This window comes from Pseudidiomarina atlantica (genome assembly GCF_000753735.1).
In the GTDB taxonomy this organism is placed as follows: domain Bacteria; phylum Pseudomonadota; class Gammaproteobacteria; order Enterobacterales; family Alteromonadaceae; genus Pseudidiomarina; species Pseudidiomarina atlantica.
Map to the genome: position 1 here is coordinate 66914 of NZ_JPIN01000009.1, position 18236 is coordinate 85149.

Annotated in this window: 20 protein-coding genes; 3 read left to right on the forward strand and 17 right to left on the reverse strand. The window is 50.9% G+C overall.

Annotation, left to right across the window (positions count from 1 at the left end):
- Window positions 1-193 precede the first annotated feature (193 nt).
- Window positions 194-1165: a tRNA 5-methoxyuridine(34)/uridine 5-oxyacetic acid(34) synthase CmoB gene (gene cmoB, locus IDAT_RS09770; RefSeq protein WP_034733268.1), complete on the forward strand. Its 972-nt coding sequence runs from the start codon at window positions 194-196 to the stop codon at window positions 1163-1165.
- A gap of 28 nt (window positions 1166-1193) precedes the next feature.
- Window positions 1194-2084 (forward strand): LysR family transcriptional regulator, encoded by an 891-nt coding sequence (locus tag IDAT_RS09775; RefSeq protein ID WP_034733269.1) that lies wholly within the window; start codon window positions 1194-1196, stop codon window positions 2082-2084.
- Window positions 2085-2100: 16 nt separating this feature from the next.
- Here the strand turns inward: IDAT_RS09775 and IDAT_RS09780 are convergent, their stop codons facing one another.
- The 16 genes from IDAT_RS09780 to IDAT_RS09855 all read right to left on the reverse strand — a co-directional run bounded on the left by IDAT_RS09780 (window position 2101) and on the right by IDAT_RS09855 (window position 16715).
- Window positions 2101-3651 (reverse strand): peptide MFS transporter, encoded by a 1551-nt coding sequence (locus IDAT_RS09780; RefSeq protein WP_034733270.1) that lies wholly within the window; start codon window positions 3649-3651, stop codon window positions 2101-2103.
- A gap of 103 nt (window positions 3652-3754) precedes the next feature.
- Window positions 3755-4639 (reverse strand): UTP--glucose-1-phosphate uridylyltransferase GalU, encoded by an 885-nt coding sequence (galU, locus tag IDAT_RS09785; protein WP_034733271.1) that lies wholly within the window; start codon window positions 4637-4639, stop codon window positions 3755-3757.
- A 35-nt stretch (window positions 4640-4674) separates the two neighbouring features.
- A complete protein-coding gene (locus IDAT_RS09790; RefSeq protein WP_244441636.1) occupies window positions 4675-5421 on the reverse strand; it encodes an MlaA family lipoprotein in 747 nt (248 codons plus the stop codon).
- A gap of 15 nt (window positions 5422-5436) precedes the next feature.
- Window positions 5437-6651, reverse strand: a complete 1215-nt coding sequence (gene ccmI / locus IDAT_RS09795; RefSeq protein WP_034733272.1) for a c-type cytochrome biogenesis protein CcmI — start codon at window positions 6649-6651, stop codon at window positions 5437-5439.
- Complete coding sequence (locus IDAT_RS09800) at window positions 6648-7148, reverse strand: cytochrome c-type biogenesis protein (RefSeq protein ID WP_034733273.1); 501 nt, start codon at window positions 7146-7148, stop codon at window positions 6648-6650. Before IDAT_RS09800 ends, ccmI begins: the two co-directional genes overlap by 4 nt.
- Window positions 7145-7720 (reverse strand): DsbE family thiol:disulfide interchange protein, encoded by a 576-nt coding sequence (locus tag IDAT_RS09805; RefSeq protein WP_051986694.1) that lies wholly within the window; start codon window positions 7718-7720, stop codon window positions 7145-7147. The genes IDAT_RS09800 and IDAT_RS09805 overlap by 4 nt, the downstream gene beginning before the upstream one ends.
- Window positions 7717-9669, reverse strand: coding sequence for a heme lyase CcmF/NrfE family subunit (locus IDAT_RS09810; RefSeq protein WP_034733274.1), 1953 nt, complete (start codon window positions 9667-9669; stop codon window positions 7717-7719). Before IDAT_RS09810 ends, IDAT_RS09805 begins: the two co-directional genes overlap by 4 nt.
- Window positions 9666-10154: a cytochrome c maturation protein CcmE gene (gene ccmE, locus IDAT_RS09815; protein WP_034733311.1), complete on the reverse strand. Its 489-nt coding sequence runs from the start codon at window positions 10152-10154 to the stop codon at window positions 9666-9668. The genes IDAT_RS09810 and ccmE overlap by 4 nt, the downstream gene beginning before the upstream one ends.
- 5 nt (window positions 10155-10159) lie before the next feature.
- Window positions 10160-10360: a heme exporter protein CcmD gene (gene ccmD, locus IDAT_RS09820; RefSeq protein ID WP_034733275.1), complete on the reverse strand. Its 201-nt coding sequence runs from the start codon at window positions 10358-10360 to the stop codon at window positions 10160-10162.
- Window positions 10360-11106 (reverse strand): heme ABC transporter permease, encoded by a 747-nt coding sequence (locus IDAT_RS09825; protein WP_034733276.1) that lies wholly within the window; start codon window positions 11104-11106, stop codon window positions 10360-10362. Before IDAT_RS09825 ends, ccmD begins: the two co-directional genes overlap by 1 nt.
- Window position 11107: 1 nt before the next feature.
- On the reverse strand, window positions 11108-11791 hold the full coding sequence (gene ccmB / locus IDAT_RS09830) for a heme exporter protein CcmB (protein WP_034733277.1): 684 nt from the start codon (window positions 11789-11791) through the stop codon (window positions 11108-11110).
- A complete protein-coding gene (gene ccmA, locus IDAT_RS09835) occupies window positions 11775-12410 on the reverse strand; it encodes a cytochrome c biogenesis heme-transporting ATPase CcmA (protein WP_034733278.1) in 636 nt (211 codons plus the stop codon). Before ccmA ends, ccmB begins: the two co-directional genes overlap by 17 nt.
- 74 nt (window positions 12411-12484) lie before the next feature.
- Window positions 12485-14437: a type IV pilus modification PilV family protein gene (locus tag IDAT_RS09840; RefSeq protein WP_034733279.1), complete on the reverse strand. Its 1953-nt coding sequence runs from the start codon at window positions 14435-14437 to the stop codon at window positions 12485-12487.
- Window positions 14427-15560, reverse strand: a complete 1134-nt coding sequence (locus IDAT_RS09845) for a pilus assembly PilX N-terminal domain-containing protein (protein ID WP_051986695.1) — start codon at window positions 15558-15560, stop codon at window positions 14427-14429. The genes IDAT_RS09840 and IDAT_RS09845 overlap by 11 nt, the downstream gene beginning before the upstream one ends.
- The gene (locus tag IDAT_RS13015) at window positions 15550-16164 is read right to left on the reverse strand and encodes a prepilin-type N-terminal cleavage/methylation domain-containing protein (RefSeq protein ID WP_051986696.1); all 615 of its coding nucleotides are present in this window, start codon (window positions 16162-16164) and stop codon (window positions 15550-15552) included. The genes IDAT_RS09845 and IDAT_RS13015 overlap by 11 nt, the downstream gene beginning before the upstream one ends.
- A complete protein-coding gene (locus tag IDAT_RS09855; protein WP_034733280.1) occupies window positions 16158-16715 on the reverse strand; it encodes a GspH/FimT family pseudopilin in 558 nt (185 codons plus the stop codon). The genes IDAT_RS13015 and IDAT_RS09855 overlap by 7 nt, the downstream gene beginning before the upstream one ends.
- Before the next feature lie 93 nt (window positions 16716-16808).
- On the opposite strand from IDAT_RS09855, the gene IDAT_RS09860 reads away from it, so the two are divergent.
- On the forward strand, window positions 16809-17195 hold the full coding sequence (locus IDAT_RS09860; protein WP_034733281.1) for a type IV pilin protein: 387 nt from the start codon (window positions 16809-16811) through the stop codon (window positions 17193-17195).
- Window positions 17196-17211: 16 nt separating this feature from the next.
- On the opposite strand, the gene ispH is transcribed toward IDAT_RS09860, so the two are convergent.
- Window positions 17212-18156: a 4-hydroxy-3-methylbut-2-enyl diphosphate reductase gene (gene ispH / locus IDAT_RS09865; RefSeq protein ID WP_034733282.1), complete on the reverse strand. Its 945-nt coding sequence runs from the start codon at window positions 18154-18156 to the stop codon at window positions 17212-17214.
- Window positions 18157-18236: the final 80 nt, after the last annotated feature.

Below are 18236 nucleotides of genomic sequence, written 5' to 3' on the forward strand. Positions count from 1 at the left end.
TTCGTTATTCGTTATTCGTTACTGGATAATTTAGTTGTATCCGATTTTATCGCTCCGTGTGTATGTCCAGTGCTGTCGAATGAGAAACAATACAAAATCTTAACGATGAAAAAGACTCAGCCCTAACGATTAACGATTAGCGAATAACGAATAACGAATAACGAATAACGAATAACGCTTTTAGGATCTACACATGGATTTATTTCGGGATGACTTGATTGCCGTAGCGCAATCGCCCCTCGCACATTGGCTCGAACAACTGCCCGCGCAACTGGCAAAGTGGCAACGCGAGCAGCAGCATGGTGAACTGCCAAAATGGCTGCGTTGTGTTGCGCAATTGCCGAAGTTGCAAGCAGAGCAGGTCGACTTAGCCGACACCGTAAGCGTGCAAGCCGCACAAGTGAGTGATGGCCAGCAGCAGCGGATTCGGGGCTTGCTGCAACAGTTGATGCCGTGGCGCAAAGGGCCTTTTAACTTGCACGGTGTGCACGTCGATACCGAATGGCGCTCAGATCTGAAGTGGCAGCGTGTAGCCCCGCACATCGGCGATTTAACCGGTCAGCACGTACTCGACGTTGGTTGTGGTAGCGGTTATCACCTGTGGCGCATGCTTGAACATGGCGCGGCGCAGGTTTGGGGGGTCGACCCTGGCCAGCTCTTTATGGCGCAATTTCTGGCGGTGCGTGGCTTTATGCCTGCCGAATTGCAAGCGCGCGCACACTTATTCCCGCTGGGCGTCGAAGACCTGCCTGAATTAAACGCCTTTGACACCGTGTTCAGCATGGGAGTGCTGTACCACCGGCGCTCGCCAATCGACTTCTTGACGCAATTGAAAGCACAACTGCGCCAAGGCGGACAGTTGGTGTTGGAAACTTTAGTCGTTGAGGGTAGCGAACAAACGGTTTTGGTGCCGGGACAAACCTACGCGAAAATGCGTAATGTCTGGTTTATTCCGAGCACTCAAGCACTACTGCACTGGCTTGACCGCTGTGGTTTTCGCAATGCCCGCGTGGTCGATGAGAACGTCACAACACTCTCAGAGCAACGCGCTACTGAGTGGATGGATGGTCAATCGCTTGCTGACTTTCTCGACCCGCAGGACCCATCACTTACTATTGAAGGTTATCCTGCACCACGGCGCGCAGTGATTATTGCCGAGCGTTAATCGCCCCACTCTAAAGTTAGGAGCTGCCATGAACACTGCCTACCGCCCTCGTACTACCATTGAGCAATGGCGGATGTTTCAGGCCGTTGTCGACTATGGTAGCTATGCCAGCGCCGCTGACGCGTTGAATAAAAGCCAGAGCTCTATCAACCATGCGGTCGCCAAACTGCAACAGGTACTGGGGGTTGAATTGCTACGAGTGAGCGGGCGCAAAACCGAACTGACCCCCATCGGTGAGGTCATGTTGCGCCGATCACGGCAGTTGACCGCGCATATCACCGAGCTTGAACAGCTAGCCAAGAACTTAGAACAAGGTTGGGAGCCCGAAGTCAAACTCGCCATCGAGATGGTGTTTGACCGCAGCTTGTTGTTACCAGTACTAAAAACATTTCAGACGCAAAGTCGGGGGAGCCGTTTGGTCATTGAAGACACGGTACTGACCGGCTCGATTGAGGCAATTACCGAACAACGCGCAGATATCGTGATTTCGCATCAGTTGCCCAAGGGTGTGGTCGGTGAACCTATTGCCAACTATGCCTTACAACTGGTGGTGGCCAAAGACCACCCACTGGCAGCGGAGACGCAACCGTTACAGCCCGATCAACTTAGTCAGCATTTGCAAATTGTGATTCGTGATACCGCTCGTAAACCGGTTGAAGCCGAAGGCTGGTTACGCGCCGAGCAGCGCTGGACCGTGAATAACTTTAATGAGGCATTACAGTTGGTCGAGGCTGGCTTAGGCTTTTGTTGGTTGCCGCCATTTATTACGGCGCACAGCAACCAGCTTAAAGAATTGCGGCTCGAGGGCAGTTCGCATCGCGCCGGTGGCATGTATTTGGTCTTACCCAAAGACGAAAAAACCGGGCCATGTGCCCGGTTACTTTACGATTTACTACGTCAGCAATTGGTGGGCGGTTAAGCCCACCACACACAGCTTAGAACTTTTCAGATTTTGGCGGCTCGTTGGCGTTAATCGCCACCGCCTCTGGATCGGGTTGTCCCGCCAAAGCTTCCCATTTACGCGTTTTCAGCGCAATGATGAAAATGACCACACCAACACCCATTCCTAACATCGTCATTTTGATGAAAGTATCAGGCATTGCTGAAACATTCTCAGGGTCGAGTCGACCTGCGATCAGACCCGCCATCAAGCTACCAATGGAGTAGGTCAAGACGAAGATACCCATCATCTGGCCAGCCATCCGGCGCGGTGACAATTTACTTACCGCACTCAATGCTACTGGGCTCAAACAGAGTTCACCGACAGTGTGCAAGAAGTACACCGCAACTAACCAGTTTGGCGAAACCTTCATGCCTGAAGCAGCTACCTGTGAGGCGAAGAACATCACGATAAAACCACTCGTCATAATGATCAAACCAACCGCGCTCTTAAAGCCGTAAGATGGGTTGATCATCCGCTTGGTAAGATTTACCCAAAGCGCCGCGAAGAATGGCGATAAGGCGATCAAGAAGCCTGAGTTCAGCATCTGGAACCAGGTGGTAGGGATTTCAAACGAGCCCACCATGCGATCGGTCAAGTCGCGCGCGAATAAGTTCAGCGACGAACCTGCTTGTTCAAACCCAGCCCAGAACAGAATCGATGCGATACACACTAAAAAGAGTGCGCCTAAACGTTTGGCTTCATTACGTGTGAGCTTACCGAAGATAAAAATACTCAGATAATACACAAAGAAGACGATAGTCGCGGCAGTAGCAACGTATTGCGCAATGGCGATTGGGTCGATGACGATGGCACCGGTGGTAGCCCCCACAAAAACCACACCAAGCCCCGCGAGGAAAGCAATGATCACACCCCAGCTAAGGCGACGGCCACTAGCCGAGAGTGGTTTTGGCGCTTCAGCACCGACATCACCCAATTTAGGCAAGGTCACACGATACTGGATAAGACCGAATAACATACCTACCGCAGCAGCACCGAAGGCCCAATGCCAACCGACATTCTCCATCAGGTAACCGGTGACCAAATAGCCGATCAGCGAGCCAATATTGATACCCATATAATACAAGGTATAACCCGCGTCACGACGGTCATCGCCATCGTCATAGAGCTGGCCAACCAAGGCGCTGATGTTTGGCTTAAGCATGCCGGTACCTAATACCACCAAGATCAAACCTAAGAAAAAGGTGGTTTCAGAAGGTACCGCCAAAACGATGTGGCCGCACATAATGATGATACCGCCATACCATGTGGCGCGTTGCCCACCAATCAAGCGGTCAGCAATCCAACCGCCGGGCAACCCCATAAAGTAAACTGCGCCAGTGTAAAGCCCGTAGATGGCTGTTGCGGTTGCTACAGTGATAGCTAAGCCACCCTCTTGCACTGCCGCTGTCATAAAGAGTACGAGTAGCGCACGCATGCCGTAATAGCTCATGCGTTCCCACATTTCGGTAAAGAACAAAGTTTGTAATCCGGCCGGTTGGCCGAAGAAGCTATTGTCCTGAGGAGTTACGTTTTTAGGTTCCATACCTATTTAACCTTCGTTGTTGTAATTATTAAAACGCCGAAAAACTGTATTACCCTACAGATTTCGGCGTTAAAAGGAAATAGAAAACGTTGAATGGATAAGCTTACACGACTGACTTGAGCCAGTTGCGCAAATCTTGCGCAAGCTCCGGATGGCGTAATGCTTGTTCGATAAAGGCTTGAGTATAACCAAGCTTGTTGCCACAGTCGTTGCTGCGGCCTTTCATGTAGTAGGCATTGACCGGTTGCTGCGCGAGCAACATGTCCATCGCATCGGTCAGTTGAATCTCGTTGCCGGCGCCAACTGGGGTGCGTTTCAATAAACTCCACAACTCCGGTGGAAAAACGTAGCGACCTACCACAGCAAGGTCTGAAGGCGCTTTATCAACAGCTGGTTTTTCAACCAGCTTTTTAATCGGTGCTTGTTCGCCAGGTGACAAATCGACACCGTTAATGTCGGCAATACCATACTGATTCACCAAGGCTTGCGGCACTTTCTCGACCATGACTTGCGCCACACCCGAGTCATTGTAGTTGCGCACCATTTCCGCGAGGTTGTCGCGTTTTAAATCACAACTCGCGGCATCGACCAGCACATCTGGCAGCACCACCGCAAAGGGTTGGTCGTCAATCAACGGGCGCGCGCACAGTACCGCATGCCCCAAGCCTTTGGCGACGCCCTGACGGACATGCATGATGGTCACACCGGGCGGTGTAATGGCTTGCACTTCGGCAAGTAGCTGACGTTTCACCCGCTGTTCAAGGGTGGTTTCGAGTTCGAAACTGGTATCAAAATGGTTTTCAATTGAGTTTTTACTCGAGTGCGTCACCAAAATGATATCGGTAAGACCTGCGGCAGCGCATTCTTCAACGATAAATTGAATCAGCGGGCGGTCGACCAAAGGTAGCATTTCTTTTGGAATTGCTTTGGTCGCGGGTAACATCCGTGTACCTAGTCCGGCAACGGGAATGACAACTTTCTTTACCATGTCATCGAGTCCTTGTTTTGTCTTAATCCAGTTTCTTATTCAAATTGATCGTAAAAATCGTCACCGAGGTCTTCCAGCTCGTTCGGGTCTTCTTCTTCAACCGGCGGGTTACCGTCGTAAACTTTGTCACGCCAGTTCTGGAAATACGCCTCGCGCACAAAACTGTACGGGTCGAGCGAGTTCTGCATCAGACTCTGTTGTTCTTGCAAGCGTAGTCGCAAATCAAGCGCTTTAATAGCAATTCGCGCAACACTTAATGGCGTGCTGAGGTCATCGATGGGAAAATACATGCCGTCGACAATGTCACCACCACGGTCGGTGACCACGGTCGGACCAAGGCCTGGTAGCATCAGATACGGCCCTTCACCCACGCCCCACACTGCGAGCGTTTCACCAAAGCCTTCTTCACGCTGCGTCAAGCCCATCGGCGTGGCAACGTCAAACACCCCCAACACGCCCACGGTACTATTGATAAGGAAGCGCCAAAAAGTAACGCCAGCATCCTTAAATTTACCCTGCAAGGTGTTGTTGACGAAGTGCGATGGCTCGCCAAGGTTCTCGGTCGCATTGAGCAGACCGGTCCGCACCGGCTTCGGGATCATGCCGTAGGTACGTGCGGCAGGCCAAATCACATAATCATCAAGCGTTTCGTTTAAGTCCCAAACCTCACGGTTGACCTCTTCAAACGGGTCGCGCGGGTCCGCATAGGTGTCATCCGGCGCTGTAGCACAGCCACCTAAGCCTAACACCACAAGAGCAATTCCTAATTTCCACAATTTCAAGCGAGACTCCTTAGTTTACAGCGCTCGATCAATAACTAACTCGACTTCGACACTGGTATCAGCATCAACAATTTTCGGCTCGGCACCCAGATCACCAGCGCTAATTTCAATGCGATCATCGGTCGAGATACGCGCTTCCACCTGCCATCGGTTCAATTGACTCATTTTATAGTCAGGTAGCATGGCTTGGGCATCGGATAACTGCACCCTTACCGGGAACTCTGTGACCACTTGGCGCACCACGGCCGCCGGCATTGGCGCGCCGTCGACTGCTTTTACATACACGAACAAAGTGGCGTCAGTAGGTAACTGGCTTTGTAGATCTTCACTAAGCTGGACGGTCACCGTTAAGGTTCTAGCGCTGCCTTCGAGTTGCTGCTGTGCATCGGCAAGTGCTTGCGCAATAGCATCGGCACGCGGGTCATCTGCAGGCAGAACTTGTTCGAGTAATTGCCACGCTTGCACCGCTTGTTGATAGTCGCCACGCTGATAGGCCACTGCGCCAGTGAGCGACAGGCCGTCAATATTACGCGGATCGATGCGTAATAATTGTGATAATAGGCGTGCGGCTTGCTGTAGTTGCTCGGCACCACCGACATTGATCAACAACTGTGCGTAACCGAGCAGAATAGCAGGACGTTCGTTGTCCATTGCATAAGCTTTTTCATAAGCTGCTAAAGCTTGTTCAAATTGCTGCAACGCGGTCGCCGCGCGAGCATAAAGCATCCACGCCATCGCATCGCCATCGTCTTGTTGTAAACGTTGCCGCAAGCCAAGCGCAAATAGTTCGAGTTGCTGTGGCGATGGCGCAGCATTTTGATCGGACAGTACTTGCTGCGCTAGGGTTGGCAAAGCGCGACGCGCTTCATCGGCATATTGTTGTTGGTTCCAACTGCCAAACAGCGTGTAACCGACTGCCGCCAACACCACAATAAGCACCGCAGGTAACCAAATGCCACGACCAATAGCACGCTCTTGCAGCTGTTCTAACTCCGAGTTCTCACTCACAAAGCGTTTATCGAGTTCCGTCAATGCGCCTTGGTAAGCCTCTTCACTAAGCAAACCATCGGCAAACTCTTGCGACAGTTCCTCTTGGCGCTGTGCGTAGAGTTCGCGGTTAACGTCCAAGCGGGTCAATTGCTGTGCACGCTGCCGTACTCCGAACCACAGCACCATCACTAATGCCAGTAACGCGAGCAGCACCATACTCAGAATCAGTAACCAATTCATGCGTCAGTATCCTTCTTTTCGGCGCGCAGCGTCGCTAATTGAGCTTGCTCTTCATCACTTAAGCTGACTTCGGTCTGCCGCTGCTGCTTGACGCGGAATACAATGACGAAGGCGCCAATGACCAAAACCGCGATCGGCCCCCACCATAAGATGCTAGTGGCGATATTCATCGGCGGTTGGTAATGCACAAAATCGCCATAGCGCGCGACCATAAAATCAATCACTTGTTGCTTTGTCGCGCCGTCTCGCACCATCATGTAGGTGCGGTCACGCAAATCTACAGCTAACTCTGCATTAGAGTCGGCAATGCTTTGATTTTGGCACTTAGGGCAGCGCAACTCGCCGATCAGCTCGCGAAATAGAGCCTCCTGAGCTGGGTCTTCAAATTGATACTCTTGCAGGTTTTGCGCTTGTACCGCAGGCATCGAGGCCAGCCATAACGAAGGCGCAACCAGCATAGCCGCGACAAAAAATGTCGCACGAATTATCTGCTTCATTGCGTCGCCTCCTCGGTTATTCCTGCAAGCGCACGATAACGCTGTCCCAGTTCGCCACGCCACACGCGCTCGTTGACGTCACCCACATGGCGATACTGAATATTCCCTTCAGCATCAATTAGGAAGGTTTCCGGCGCGCCATACACCCCAAACTCTAAGGCGACAGCACCATCAGCATCGAACAAATTGGCAATGTAGGGGTCACCTAGAGTGTTCAACCAATCCACAGCTTTTGCCAGCGAGTCGTCTTTGTAATTGAGCCCGACAATCGGCACGCCTTGGGCAGCCAATTCGTTTAGGTACTCATGTTCTGCACGACAGGTCGGGCACCACGTCGCCCAAACATTCAATAGTAGCGGTTGGCCACGCAAAATACTCTCATCATAGCGTTCATCAGTGTTATACAGATTCGGCACCGAGAACTGTGGCACTGGCTTACCGACCAGTGCCGAACTAAGTTCCGTAGGATCCGAAAATAAACCCCGCAGCAAGAAGCCAACCAGCAATAAGAACGCCAACAGTGGTAGCAATAAGATGGCCCAGCGCCAACGGTTCGAGGTCACGTCATTCATACCTTCTCTCCCGCTTTGAACGCCCGATAACGCTTATCACTCATTGCCAGTAGACCACCAAGCGCCATCAGTAACGCCCCTAACCAAATCCAACGAATAAACGGCTTCACATAGATGCGCACCGCCCAAGCATCAGAATTTTCCAGCGGCTCACCGAGTGCGACATAAAGATCACGGGTGAAACCGGCATCAAGACCAACTTCAGTCATGCTCATGCGCTGGACGGTGTAGAAGCGTTTCTCGGTGACCAAATCGGAAATCTTACGATCGTTACTATACACCGAGAATTCGGCGTGATCCGTCAAATAGTTCGGGCCTTCTTGTTGCGAAAGCACATCAAACTGGAAACGATAGCCTTCAACCATAACGCTATCACCCGGTGCCATGCGCACATCGCGCTCAGTTTCATACTGCGTCACTGCAGCAATTCCAATTAGCGTTACGGCGAAACCTAAATGCCCAAGCACCATCCCCCAATGGCTGCGTCCAAGCTTAGTAAGACCAGCAAGCCCCTGTTTACGCTGTTGTACACGCAGGTGCAGCTCAGTCACCAAGGTCAGCACGATCCACACACTCATAATCATGCCGAGCACCGCCATGGCTTTGACTTGCTCAGCTAAGATTGCCGGCAGTGCATAGCCCAACGCCAGCGCTAGAATAAATGCCAGAGCTAAGCTGTTCCGCAGCGGCGCTAACTCTTGGCGGCGCCAACGGAATAACGGCCCTAAGCCCATGAACACCACAAAAGGAATGATTAGGTAGGTGAACATTTGATTGAAGAACGGCACGCCAATTGAAATCGAACCTAAGCCGAGTTCTTTATGGACCAGCGGTAACAATGTGCCGAGCAACACCACTAGGGTGGCAGCAACTAACAAAATATTGTTACCTAACAGCATCACCTCGCGCGATGCAGTTTCGTACTTAGTGTGGCTATTGACCACACCGCCACGCAGTGCGAACAGCAACAGTGAGCCACCAATTACCACGGCCAGCAAACCGAGAATAAACAGGCCGCGCGCCGGGTCGGTCGCAAACGCGTGTACCGATACAATCACACCTGATCGCACCAAGAAGGTGCCGAGCAAGGCTAAACTGAAAGCTGAAATCGCGAGTAAAACGGTCCAAGATTTAAACGCGCCGCGCTTTTCAGTTACCGCCAACGAGTGAATCAAGGCCGTGCCCACGAGCCAAGGCATAAAGCTGGCATTTTCAACCGGGTCCCAGAACCACCAACCGCCCCAGCCGAGCTCGTAGTAGGCCCACCAGCTCCCGATGGCGATACCTAGCGTCAAGAACGCCCATGCCGCTGTCGCCCATGGCCGCGACCAGCGCGCCCATGCCGCGTCTAATTTGCCCGTCAATAATGCCGCAATGGCGAAGGCAAACGCGACCGAGAAACCGACATAGCCCATATACAGCATCGGTGGATGAATGATCATGCCAGGATCTTGCAGTAATGGGTTGAGGTCGCGACCATCCACTGGTATCCACGGTAAGACCCGATCAAACGGGTTAGAAACCGTGAGCATAAATAGATAAAAGCCGACGCTAATCAAACCCAAAATGGCCAACACGCGGGCCATCATGGCAATCGGCATGCGCCGGGAAAAGAGTGCAACGGCGGCAATCCAGCCTGCTTGCATGAGCATCCACAACAGGAATGAACCTTCGTGCGAGCCCCACACCGCAGTAATGCGATAAGCTAGCGGCAACTGTGTATTAGAGTTGGCGGCAACGTAGGCGATACTAAAATCATTAGCAATAAAGCCCCAGGTCAGGGCAATGTAAGCCACCAAAGTGAAAAAGAACTGCCCATAGGCAAGCGGACGTGCCAGCAGCATCGCACCACTGTGGGATTTATGCGCGCCCCATAACGGGTATACGGCAAGCACTAACGAAAAGGCGAGGGCTAGCGCCAGCGCAAACTGCCCTATTTCTGCGGTCATGACTGCTTATCCTTGAACGCGTCGGGTTGATTAGGGTTAACGTGCTTGATCCCTTTCATTTGCTCCGCCAATTCCGGTGGCATGTATTCTTCATCGTGCTTGGCAAGCACTTCGGTTGCTTCCATTACTGTAGGTTCAACCATCACACCTTGTGCAACAATCCCCTGCCCCTCGCGGAACAAATCAGGCAAGATGCCGGTGTAAAGAATTTTCACTTCTGGGCCGGTATCCGTCACACGAAATTCAACTTCCAAGGTTTCTGGATTGCGACGCACCGAGCCTTCAACCACCATTCCGCCAATGCGCAAACGCTGGCCAACCTCTGGCTTAGTCATATCTCGGCCTTTGCCGTCAATCACTTCACTTGGCGTATAGAACAAGTCGATGTTTTGCGACAGTGCATACAGAATAATGCTCATCGCCACGGCCACCCCGCCGATCAAACCGAGCGCCCAAGTCAATCGTTGTTTACGTCGCGGATTCATAGCCACTAGGATACCTCTTGTTTACGACGCGCTAGCCGTAGTTGCCGTTGCTGCTCTTTAACAAACTCTTGCTCAAGCTTGCTGCGAGCGCGCAACCCTTGCACTACTACCAACGCCAATGCAAGAAAACTTACGCCAAAGGCGAGCCAAACGTAAAATCCATAGCCGCCCATTTCAATAAATGCTTGCCAACTTTCAAATTGCATTAGGCTTGCTCCCCTTGCTGAAGTTCCATTTTGACCCAAGGTCGGCGCAGCTCCTGCCGCAAGATTTCGTTACGCATGCGTTGCATCACTAGCGCACCGGCCAATAAAGCAAAGCCTAACATGCAAGTTAAAAGGGGAATCAGCATGCTATTCGCCATCGGTGGGCGCTCAAATACCGTCAGGGTTGCGCCCTGATGTAGCGAATTCCACCAATCGACGGAGTAACGAATAATCGGAATGTTAATCACGCCCACCATCGCCAAGATGCCTGCCGCTTTTGCGCCAGTGCGATTATCGCTAAACGCATGATAAAGCGCTAACACGCCTATATATAAGAAAAACAGAATCAGTTGCGAGGTGAGTCGTGCATCCCACTCCCACCACGTGCCCCACATAGGTTTACCCCACACGGCACCGGTAAACAGCGAAATAAACGTAAAAACAATACCAATAGGAGCGATAGCAGCAAGTGCCCAATCTGCCATCTTCAATTGCCAGACGCGCCCGACGAACGCTGCCACAGCCATGGCAATGTAGAGACTCATAGAGAACATCGCGGTCGGCACATGCACAAAAATGATACGATAGCTATCGCCCTGCTGGTAATCGGCGGGCGCAAACGCTAGCCCCCACACAAGGCCCGTTGCCAGTACTGCGGCGGCACCTATGCTTACCCAGGGTAGCCAGCGACCTAATAAGCGGTATACAACTTCAGGTTTTGCGTACGGATGTAACCAGCGCCACATGTCAATTCACACTCACTCGAATCGCTGCAGCAACCGCAAACGGCGACAACAGCAAAGTTAATAAACTTAAGCCCGCCAATAATAACACCTGCGGCCATGCTTCTGTACCCACTAACGCCGCTTCAACTGCGCCACTAGCAAAAATCAGTAGCGGAATGAACAGCGGTAGTAATAATAGACTCAACAAAGCACCGCCGCGTCCTAGACTCACCGTCAGTGCTGCGCCAATGGCTGTGACTGCGCTAAGAATCGGGGTCCCTACCAACAAGGTTGCAACCAGTGCGCTCCAACCTTCTAAGGGTAGCTTTAGTAATAACGCACACAGCGGCGCGAGGATCACTAACGGCAAGCCACTTAATAGCCAATGCACGGCAACTTTACCGAACGCTAAAAGTGCCAGTGGTTGGGGTTGAAGCGTTAATTGTTCGAGGGTGCCATCGAGATAATCTTCACGAAAGAGTCGCTCCGAGCCTAATAGCGCCGACAAGAGTGCTGCAACCCATATGACGCCAGCGGCAATCCGCCCAAGAATGTCTGGACCAGGTCCGACAGCTAGAGGGAACAAAGTGACCACCATCAACACGAACAATAATGGATTCAAAACGTCACTGCGGCGCCGCATGACCACCATCAGATCGCGACGCATCACGGCTTGAAGCGCTTGCCAACTAGTAGCCTGCATCATCGCCTCCTGCAATCCGCAAGCGCTTGAGACGTTCCGTTTGCCACGTCAGCTGCTGGTGTGAGGTCAAAATGATCGCCCCGCCGTTGGCCGTGTGCTCGGCAAACTTTTGCTGCAGCAATTCAATTCCAAAAGTGTCCAAGGCAGTAAAAGGCTCGTCTAAAATCCACAACAGTGCATTGCTGTACCAAAGTTTGGTCAGCGCAATACGACGTTGCTGCCCAGCCGATAGCTGGCCCGCAGGCAAGTCCTCTAAGCCTAACAAACCGACGGTTTCTAAAAGTTGCCACGCGTCAATGTTATCGACACCGCAGAGTTGCGCTTGTAAGGCGACGTTTTCTAGTGCAGTGAGTTCCGATTTGACCCCAGCCTTGTGCCCCATGAATAGAGTATGGGCACGCCAATTTTGTTGTAAATCTGGCTGTTCAGGGAAGAATGTGATGTGTCCCGCTTGCAGTTGTACCAAGCCGACTAGCGAGCGCAGTAAGGTCGATTTACCGGCACCGTTGACGCCCTCAATATGCAGCACTTCGCCCTGTGCAAGATCAAAGGTTAACTCGGCAAATAAGGTTCTGCCCGCACGCTGCGAGGCGAGATGAGATACGGCAAGGACTGTCGACATGATATATAGGCGGTACTACCGAAACAAGCGTTCAAATTTGTTCCGATAGTACCATAAGAGATGAGCAAAAGTGATCACTCAATACGCATTTCAATGTTGCGCACAACGTTTTCACTAATGCCACTTACACTAAATGCGGCGGGATCGAAAGTAGTATCAGCGTCGTCTGAACCAAAGTAGACAGTTACGCTTGAGCCGGCGCGAATACCTGAACAAGAATAGGTCACGGTGTTGGTGTTACCTATCGACTCTACGGTGCATTGCACATTTAAGTCTGAAGTTGTAACGCTTACACCTCTAAAATCGTTAGATTTACATGCTTCCCAAGCACCTGTTTTACCGGTTTTCTTCCAAAATAAACAGTTTAGATCACCAGTAATTGAGTAAAGTGCGACATCATCATTATCTTGTCCAACAACAGTTACATCCATTGCGCTTTCAAATATCTTCCCCGTATCATTGAGGTGTACCGCTTGGTTACCCAACACACTTGCGTTCCCAGCATTCACATTGAAGTCGACAGTAGTGGTACCTGAGCTGAGGGCTTGCAAACGCCCACGACTGTAGGTTCCATAATAATTGTTTTCAGGGTCTACAATCGTTCTGATTTCTTGGTCAGTGACACTCGCAACACTCTCGTTCTGCGAGCTCCAATTACCTAACAACGTCAGGTTAACCTCGTAAAACGGCACCATAGAAATCCAGTCTTCGCGCCCATCTGCAATTGCCTGCTGCACCGTCTCCAAATGCATCGGCTGCATTTTATCAAGATAAACGGCACGACCAATTAATTGATAGGCACCAGGCACAAATTCAGCATCGCGCCCATCTGGTTGCTCTGGTAGTTCATTTCCCAAGATAAGCGCGCGCACTACATCTCGCACGTAGTCGGTATAACCCGAACCAGTAGCTGCATTTAACAAATAGTCGGAACTCATAATAGTTACACTTTGCAATTCCCAGTCGGGATACGTGACATAGTAACCATCAACTCGCCGCATCCGGCAGGACTCTTCGTAGGTGTCTCCAAGCTCTGCTTGTACTAGTACACCATTCTCATTCTTGAAGTGACGATGATCGCCACTCGGTAGACGATTACGAGGGTTGGGTTCGTCGCGATAGACATTACCTGCAGCCACCATTTCCGTACTATCGTGATGGTCACGACAACATAGCGAGCAAAGTTCCGACTGCGAAACATTTGCGGCTCGACCGACCATTTTCTCAGTTGGTTGTGAGCCGTTCGGATCAAGTAATAATTTTCCTTGTTGTAAGGTCAAGCGCGCAGGCGTTACGCCAGAATTTCCAACTCCGACAAATTGACAACTGCAGTTTACCGTTACAAAGTCTTCTATACGCTGAGTCTTTGACGCTTCATCGTAGGTCACAGTATCGAAAGTAACTTGTAACTTGTCACCCATACTTTGTACTTGAGGTGTAGGCTTTGTTGTTTCTTTTACTTGGTAAACATCAGCCGCATCATTGTCGGTCAACTTCACCGCAATCACCTCTGGAGCGGCCCCAGGATTATAGATAACGCGCGGCTGCGCGCGTGCCCCGGGCTGAGTCACGACCATACCACCATCGCGTGATTCCACATTGTTGAACCAAGCTTCCATCGTCAGTGATTCAGCATCACCGGCTCGCTCTGTCCAAGCGACCGTAATGGTCACAGCTTTTGCATCTGGCTCCGGCGGCAAAGGATCAGGCTCACTTGGACTCCCGGCAGGCACCCAACCGCTACCGACCAAGTATTGACTTGCCACAGTCCAATTCAGGTTGAACGTTTTACCTGCACGCTGCTCACTGTCAGTGCCAGCAGCTAAAGTTTCGTATTTGGTAAAGCGCAATTCTTCGATTTTCTCTTGCGCCATCTCCATTGCGGCCGTGCGCTCAGTCGCGCGAGTTGAAGACTGTATATACATACGTTGCAGACTTACCAAGCCTGCAACACCTATCGCAATAATCACGAGCGCCACAAGAACTTCTACAAAAGTGAAGCCTTGCTTATTATGTTTAAAAATCATGCCAGCTGCCTCCTACGCGGTATAGCCGACGAAACTCATCATTCACGACAACCGCTTGCAGTACATTCGAATCATATCGCACTGTCAGGTTACCGTTCGATAAATCGGGATTCTGACTCGCCATGATTGAGCCATTTACAAAAGCACCGCCATTTAAACTTATTTTATAATCAGTCGTATTGCCCGGTGTATTAAATTGAAACACCATACCAAACAACTCATTATTCCCATTCATCTTAAAGTCTGAATCTTGTACGATAATAATCGCTGGCGCGTCCTGTTGTCCGACATCTCCGTTGGGCATGTTACAAGAGCCATTAGCTGAATTTTGTGGAGGTTCTACCCAGATAAGTCCAGTGGTGTTGGGCCCTAATGCGCCACAATCAGTAAGAACTTGTGTGGCCATCGCGCGTAAATCTTCCCAGTTTTCCTCAGGAACACCAAACAGATAATCAAGCAGGTCGTCAGGGAAGTTTGGGTCATCATCGAGAATATCCACGCCTTTTTCTCCGCGTGAACTAAACGACTGAGACTCACATACGTTATTGTCGAATTCCCATTGGCCACAGGTCGTTCCCGCGCCTGACATAGTGACCGTGTCATCAGTCCAAATCGACAGCGGTACGCCATCACCGCCGCCATTGGGGTTCGCAACCACTTGGAAGCTACCCGAGACGTTGATGCCGCCTCGTATCGCAAGGGGCACATTGGGTCCACCGCGCACCAGCGACATCACTACCAACTTTTGTGCTGCACGTTGCGTCGCTGCGCCATCCGCAGATTCAGCTATAACTTGAACTTCGACAACATCAACATTGCCGCGCGGTGTGTTCGGGTAATTCACACTAGTAATGGTAGCAGTGTATTCTGCACCACCGATATCTCCAGAAATCGTTCGATCAAGGTTACTTCGATCTTTATCCAACTCCATGATCGTCTGTTCAAGTGCTGCATCGGCAACAGTTCGAGCCTCAAGCATCGCTAGGTGGTTGCGCATGATCCGTTGCTCTTGAGCCTTAAATCTAGCGGTATACAGCGTTACCAAAATAATGATCGCCAACAACATTACGGTCAGCGTGACGGTTGCGAAGCCGCGTGAATTTTCAAGTTGGTTAAAATGCATTTCGAATCACCACCTCAGTAGACAACGTCCGTGTGATTTCACTATCATCTGGCATAGCAACCTCTAGGATGACTGTAACGCGTTGCTCATTGACCAGATTAAACATTTGCTCAGTTAGGGCAAACTGCAGATCATTTATCGTCAGCATGTCTTGTTGCGTAACATCCTGCCAACCGCCTTCAGTGCATGTTGCTGCAGCTTGCCGTCGCTCAATTACGCCGTCGCGAAGGCGATAACCAAATGACTCATCGGCAGCCTCAAAACTACCGTTACCATTTTCGTCGTAGCGAAACACAATACAACTGTCTGATTGTTCACCAGCAAAACTGGAAATAGCCACAGAATCATTAAATTCATCACTAGCGTTGGTTGGATCGTAAACCAACATAGCTGCATCGCCGCGATAACCGGCGCGGCGTAAATCGCCGACAATTAAATCCATGACAGTTGTCGCCTCTTCTTGCATTTGACTCAACTGTAAACTTCTAGAATTCACCCCGAGCGTATTTGAAAACACAGCTGTCAACGCGGCCATTAAGAGTAGACCGAGCGTAATAGTGATCATGAGTTCGACCAAGGATAAACCCTGTTGACGTTTTAACATGCCGGATAATTCCCAAAATCACCTGACGCAGTGCAATAACGCAAGCGTCCCAAAGGACTCACAACCACTCGTACTTCACCCTCGACTGTGGCGCCGTCCATCAGTTGGTAGCTCACCGTACCGTTGTTGCCCTTTGCGAGACCCCGCATACCATCAAATCGTGTATGTTCACCGCTTAAAAACGCTGCATCAACGCTTACGCCGGGGTAATCCGCACTATTAATTTGCCGCAACACACCATTAATACTGCAATCTTCAGTCAAACAATCGCAATCGTCATCGACCGCTACCGCAGCGCACCAGTCGCTGCCACTTTCATCCCAGACCACAAAGCGCGGTTCCGAGGTTCGTAATGCATCTGAGCGAGCGTACTGTAACAAAGCATAGGTATCTTGCGCCGCGCCTTGCAGCCGCATCGACTTTGCCATATCAAGCATAAGTGGCACACCGGCTCCGAGCACGATACTGAGGATCACTAAAGTGACCAGCAGCTCAAGCAGGGTAAACCCACGCTGCAGACCTTTGCCAAATCTCACAAATGTTATGCGCATTGCGTTCTCAGTAAAAATAGCGTATCTATTTTAGTTGTTATGTATGCGTTATAGTGTAGTGCAAAAAATCATCTTTGACGACTAGGACAAGAAATGCAAGCAAAAATAAAGCAATCAGGTATGACGCTGATCGAGCTGATGATCGTAATTGTGATTATTGGCATCATTGCTGCGGCCGCCTATCCGAATTACGTAGATTATGTTCGTGAGTCTCGGCGGGCAGATGCCATGGGCCAATTGCTGACACTGCAAATGGCCCAAGAAGAGTATCGGTTGAAGAATACGACTTACGCTGCCTATGCTGATTTAGGCGTAACCGCGAGTAGCGAGTTTTATACCTTTAGCGTGAGTAACGTCGGCGCCGAAACTTATACCATTACCGCAACCGCAACCGGTGGCCAAGCCAATGACACCGGCTGTACCACGCTCTCGATTAATCAAAACGACCAGAAAACGCCTGCAGCGTGCTGGCAGCGCTAGGCTACCAGCTTGCCAATTAAGATACTTCGACTACGCGTAACTCGGGTGGGATAGAAAAGGTTACGTTCTCTTCACGCCCTGAACGCTCAGTTACCGCTTCACCGCCCCACGCTTGCAATTGCTTGATGACATCTTTGACCAGCACCTCTGGTGCCGATGCGCCAGCAGTCACGCCAACACTTGCCACACCCTCAAGCCATTGCTGTCGAATACAACTTGCGTCATCGATCAGATGCGCAGGCGTTCCCATTTTTTCTGCAAGCTCACGCAAACGATTGGAGTTCGAACTGTTACGAGCGCCTACAACTAGCAATAGATCGACTTCTGCCGCCAACTCACGCACTGCGTCTTGGCGATTCTGCGTGGCATAACAAATATCGTCTTTGCGTGGACCTTGAATGTCAGGAAACTTCGCGCGCAACGCATCGATGACATCGGCAGTGTCATCAACTGACAGCGTAGTTTGGCTCATGTAATGCAATTGGGAGGGATCTTTGACTTCGAGCTCAGCGACATCCGCCACCGACTCGACCAAGTAGATACCGCCCTCTGTGTTTGCATATTGCCCCATAGTGCCTTCAACTTCGGGGTGTCCCGCATGACCGATCAGAATGCACTCTTGCCCTTTACGACTGGCACGGGTGACCTCCATATGCACTTTAGTCACCAACGGACAAGTGGCATCAAACACTTTCAAGCCACGGTCTTTAGCTTCTTGGCGTACCGCTTGCGACACGCCGTGCGCAGAAAAAATCACGATACTATTGTCTGGCACTTCTTCGAGCTCATCAACGAACATGGCCCCGGCCTGGCGCAAGGAATCGACCACATATTTGTTATGCACGACTTCATGGCGCACATAAATCGGTGGTTCAAAAATATCTAACGCACGTTCCACTATGGTAATGGCGCGGTCAACGCCGGCGCAAAAACCTCGTGGATTAGCCAACACAATTTTCATACCAACTCCAATAAAACCCCGTTACTCGCTATTCGCTATTCGTTATTCGTTATTCGTAAAAAAACCACAACCGAGCAGCC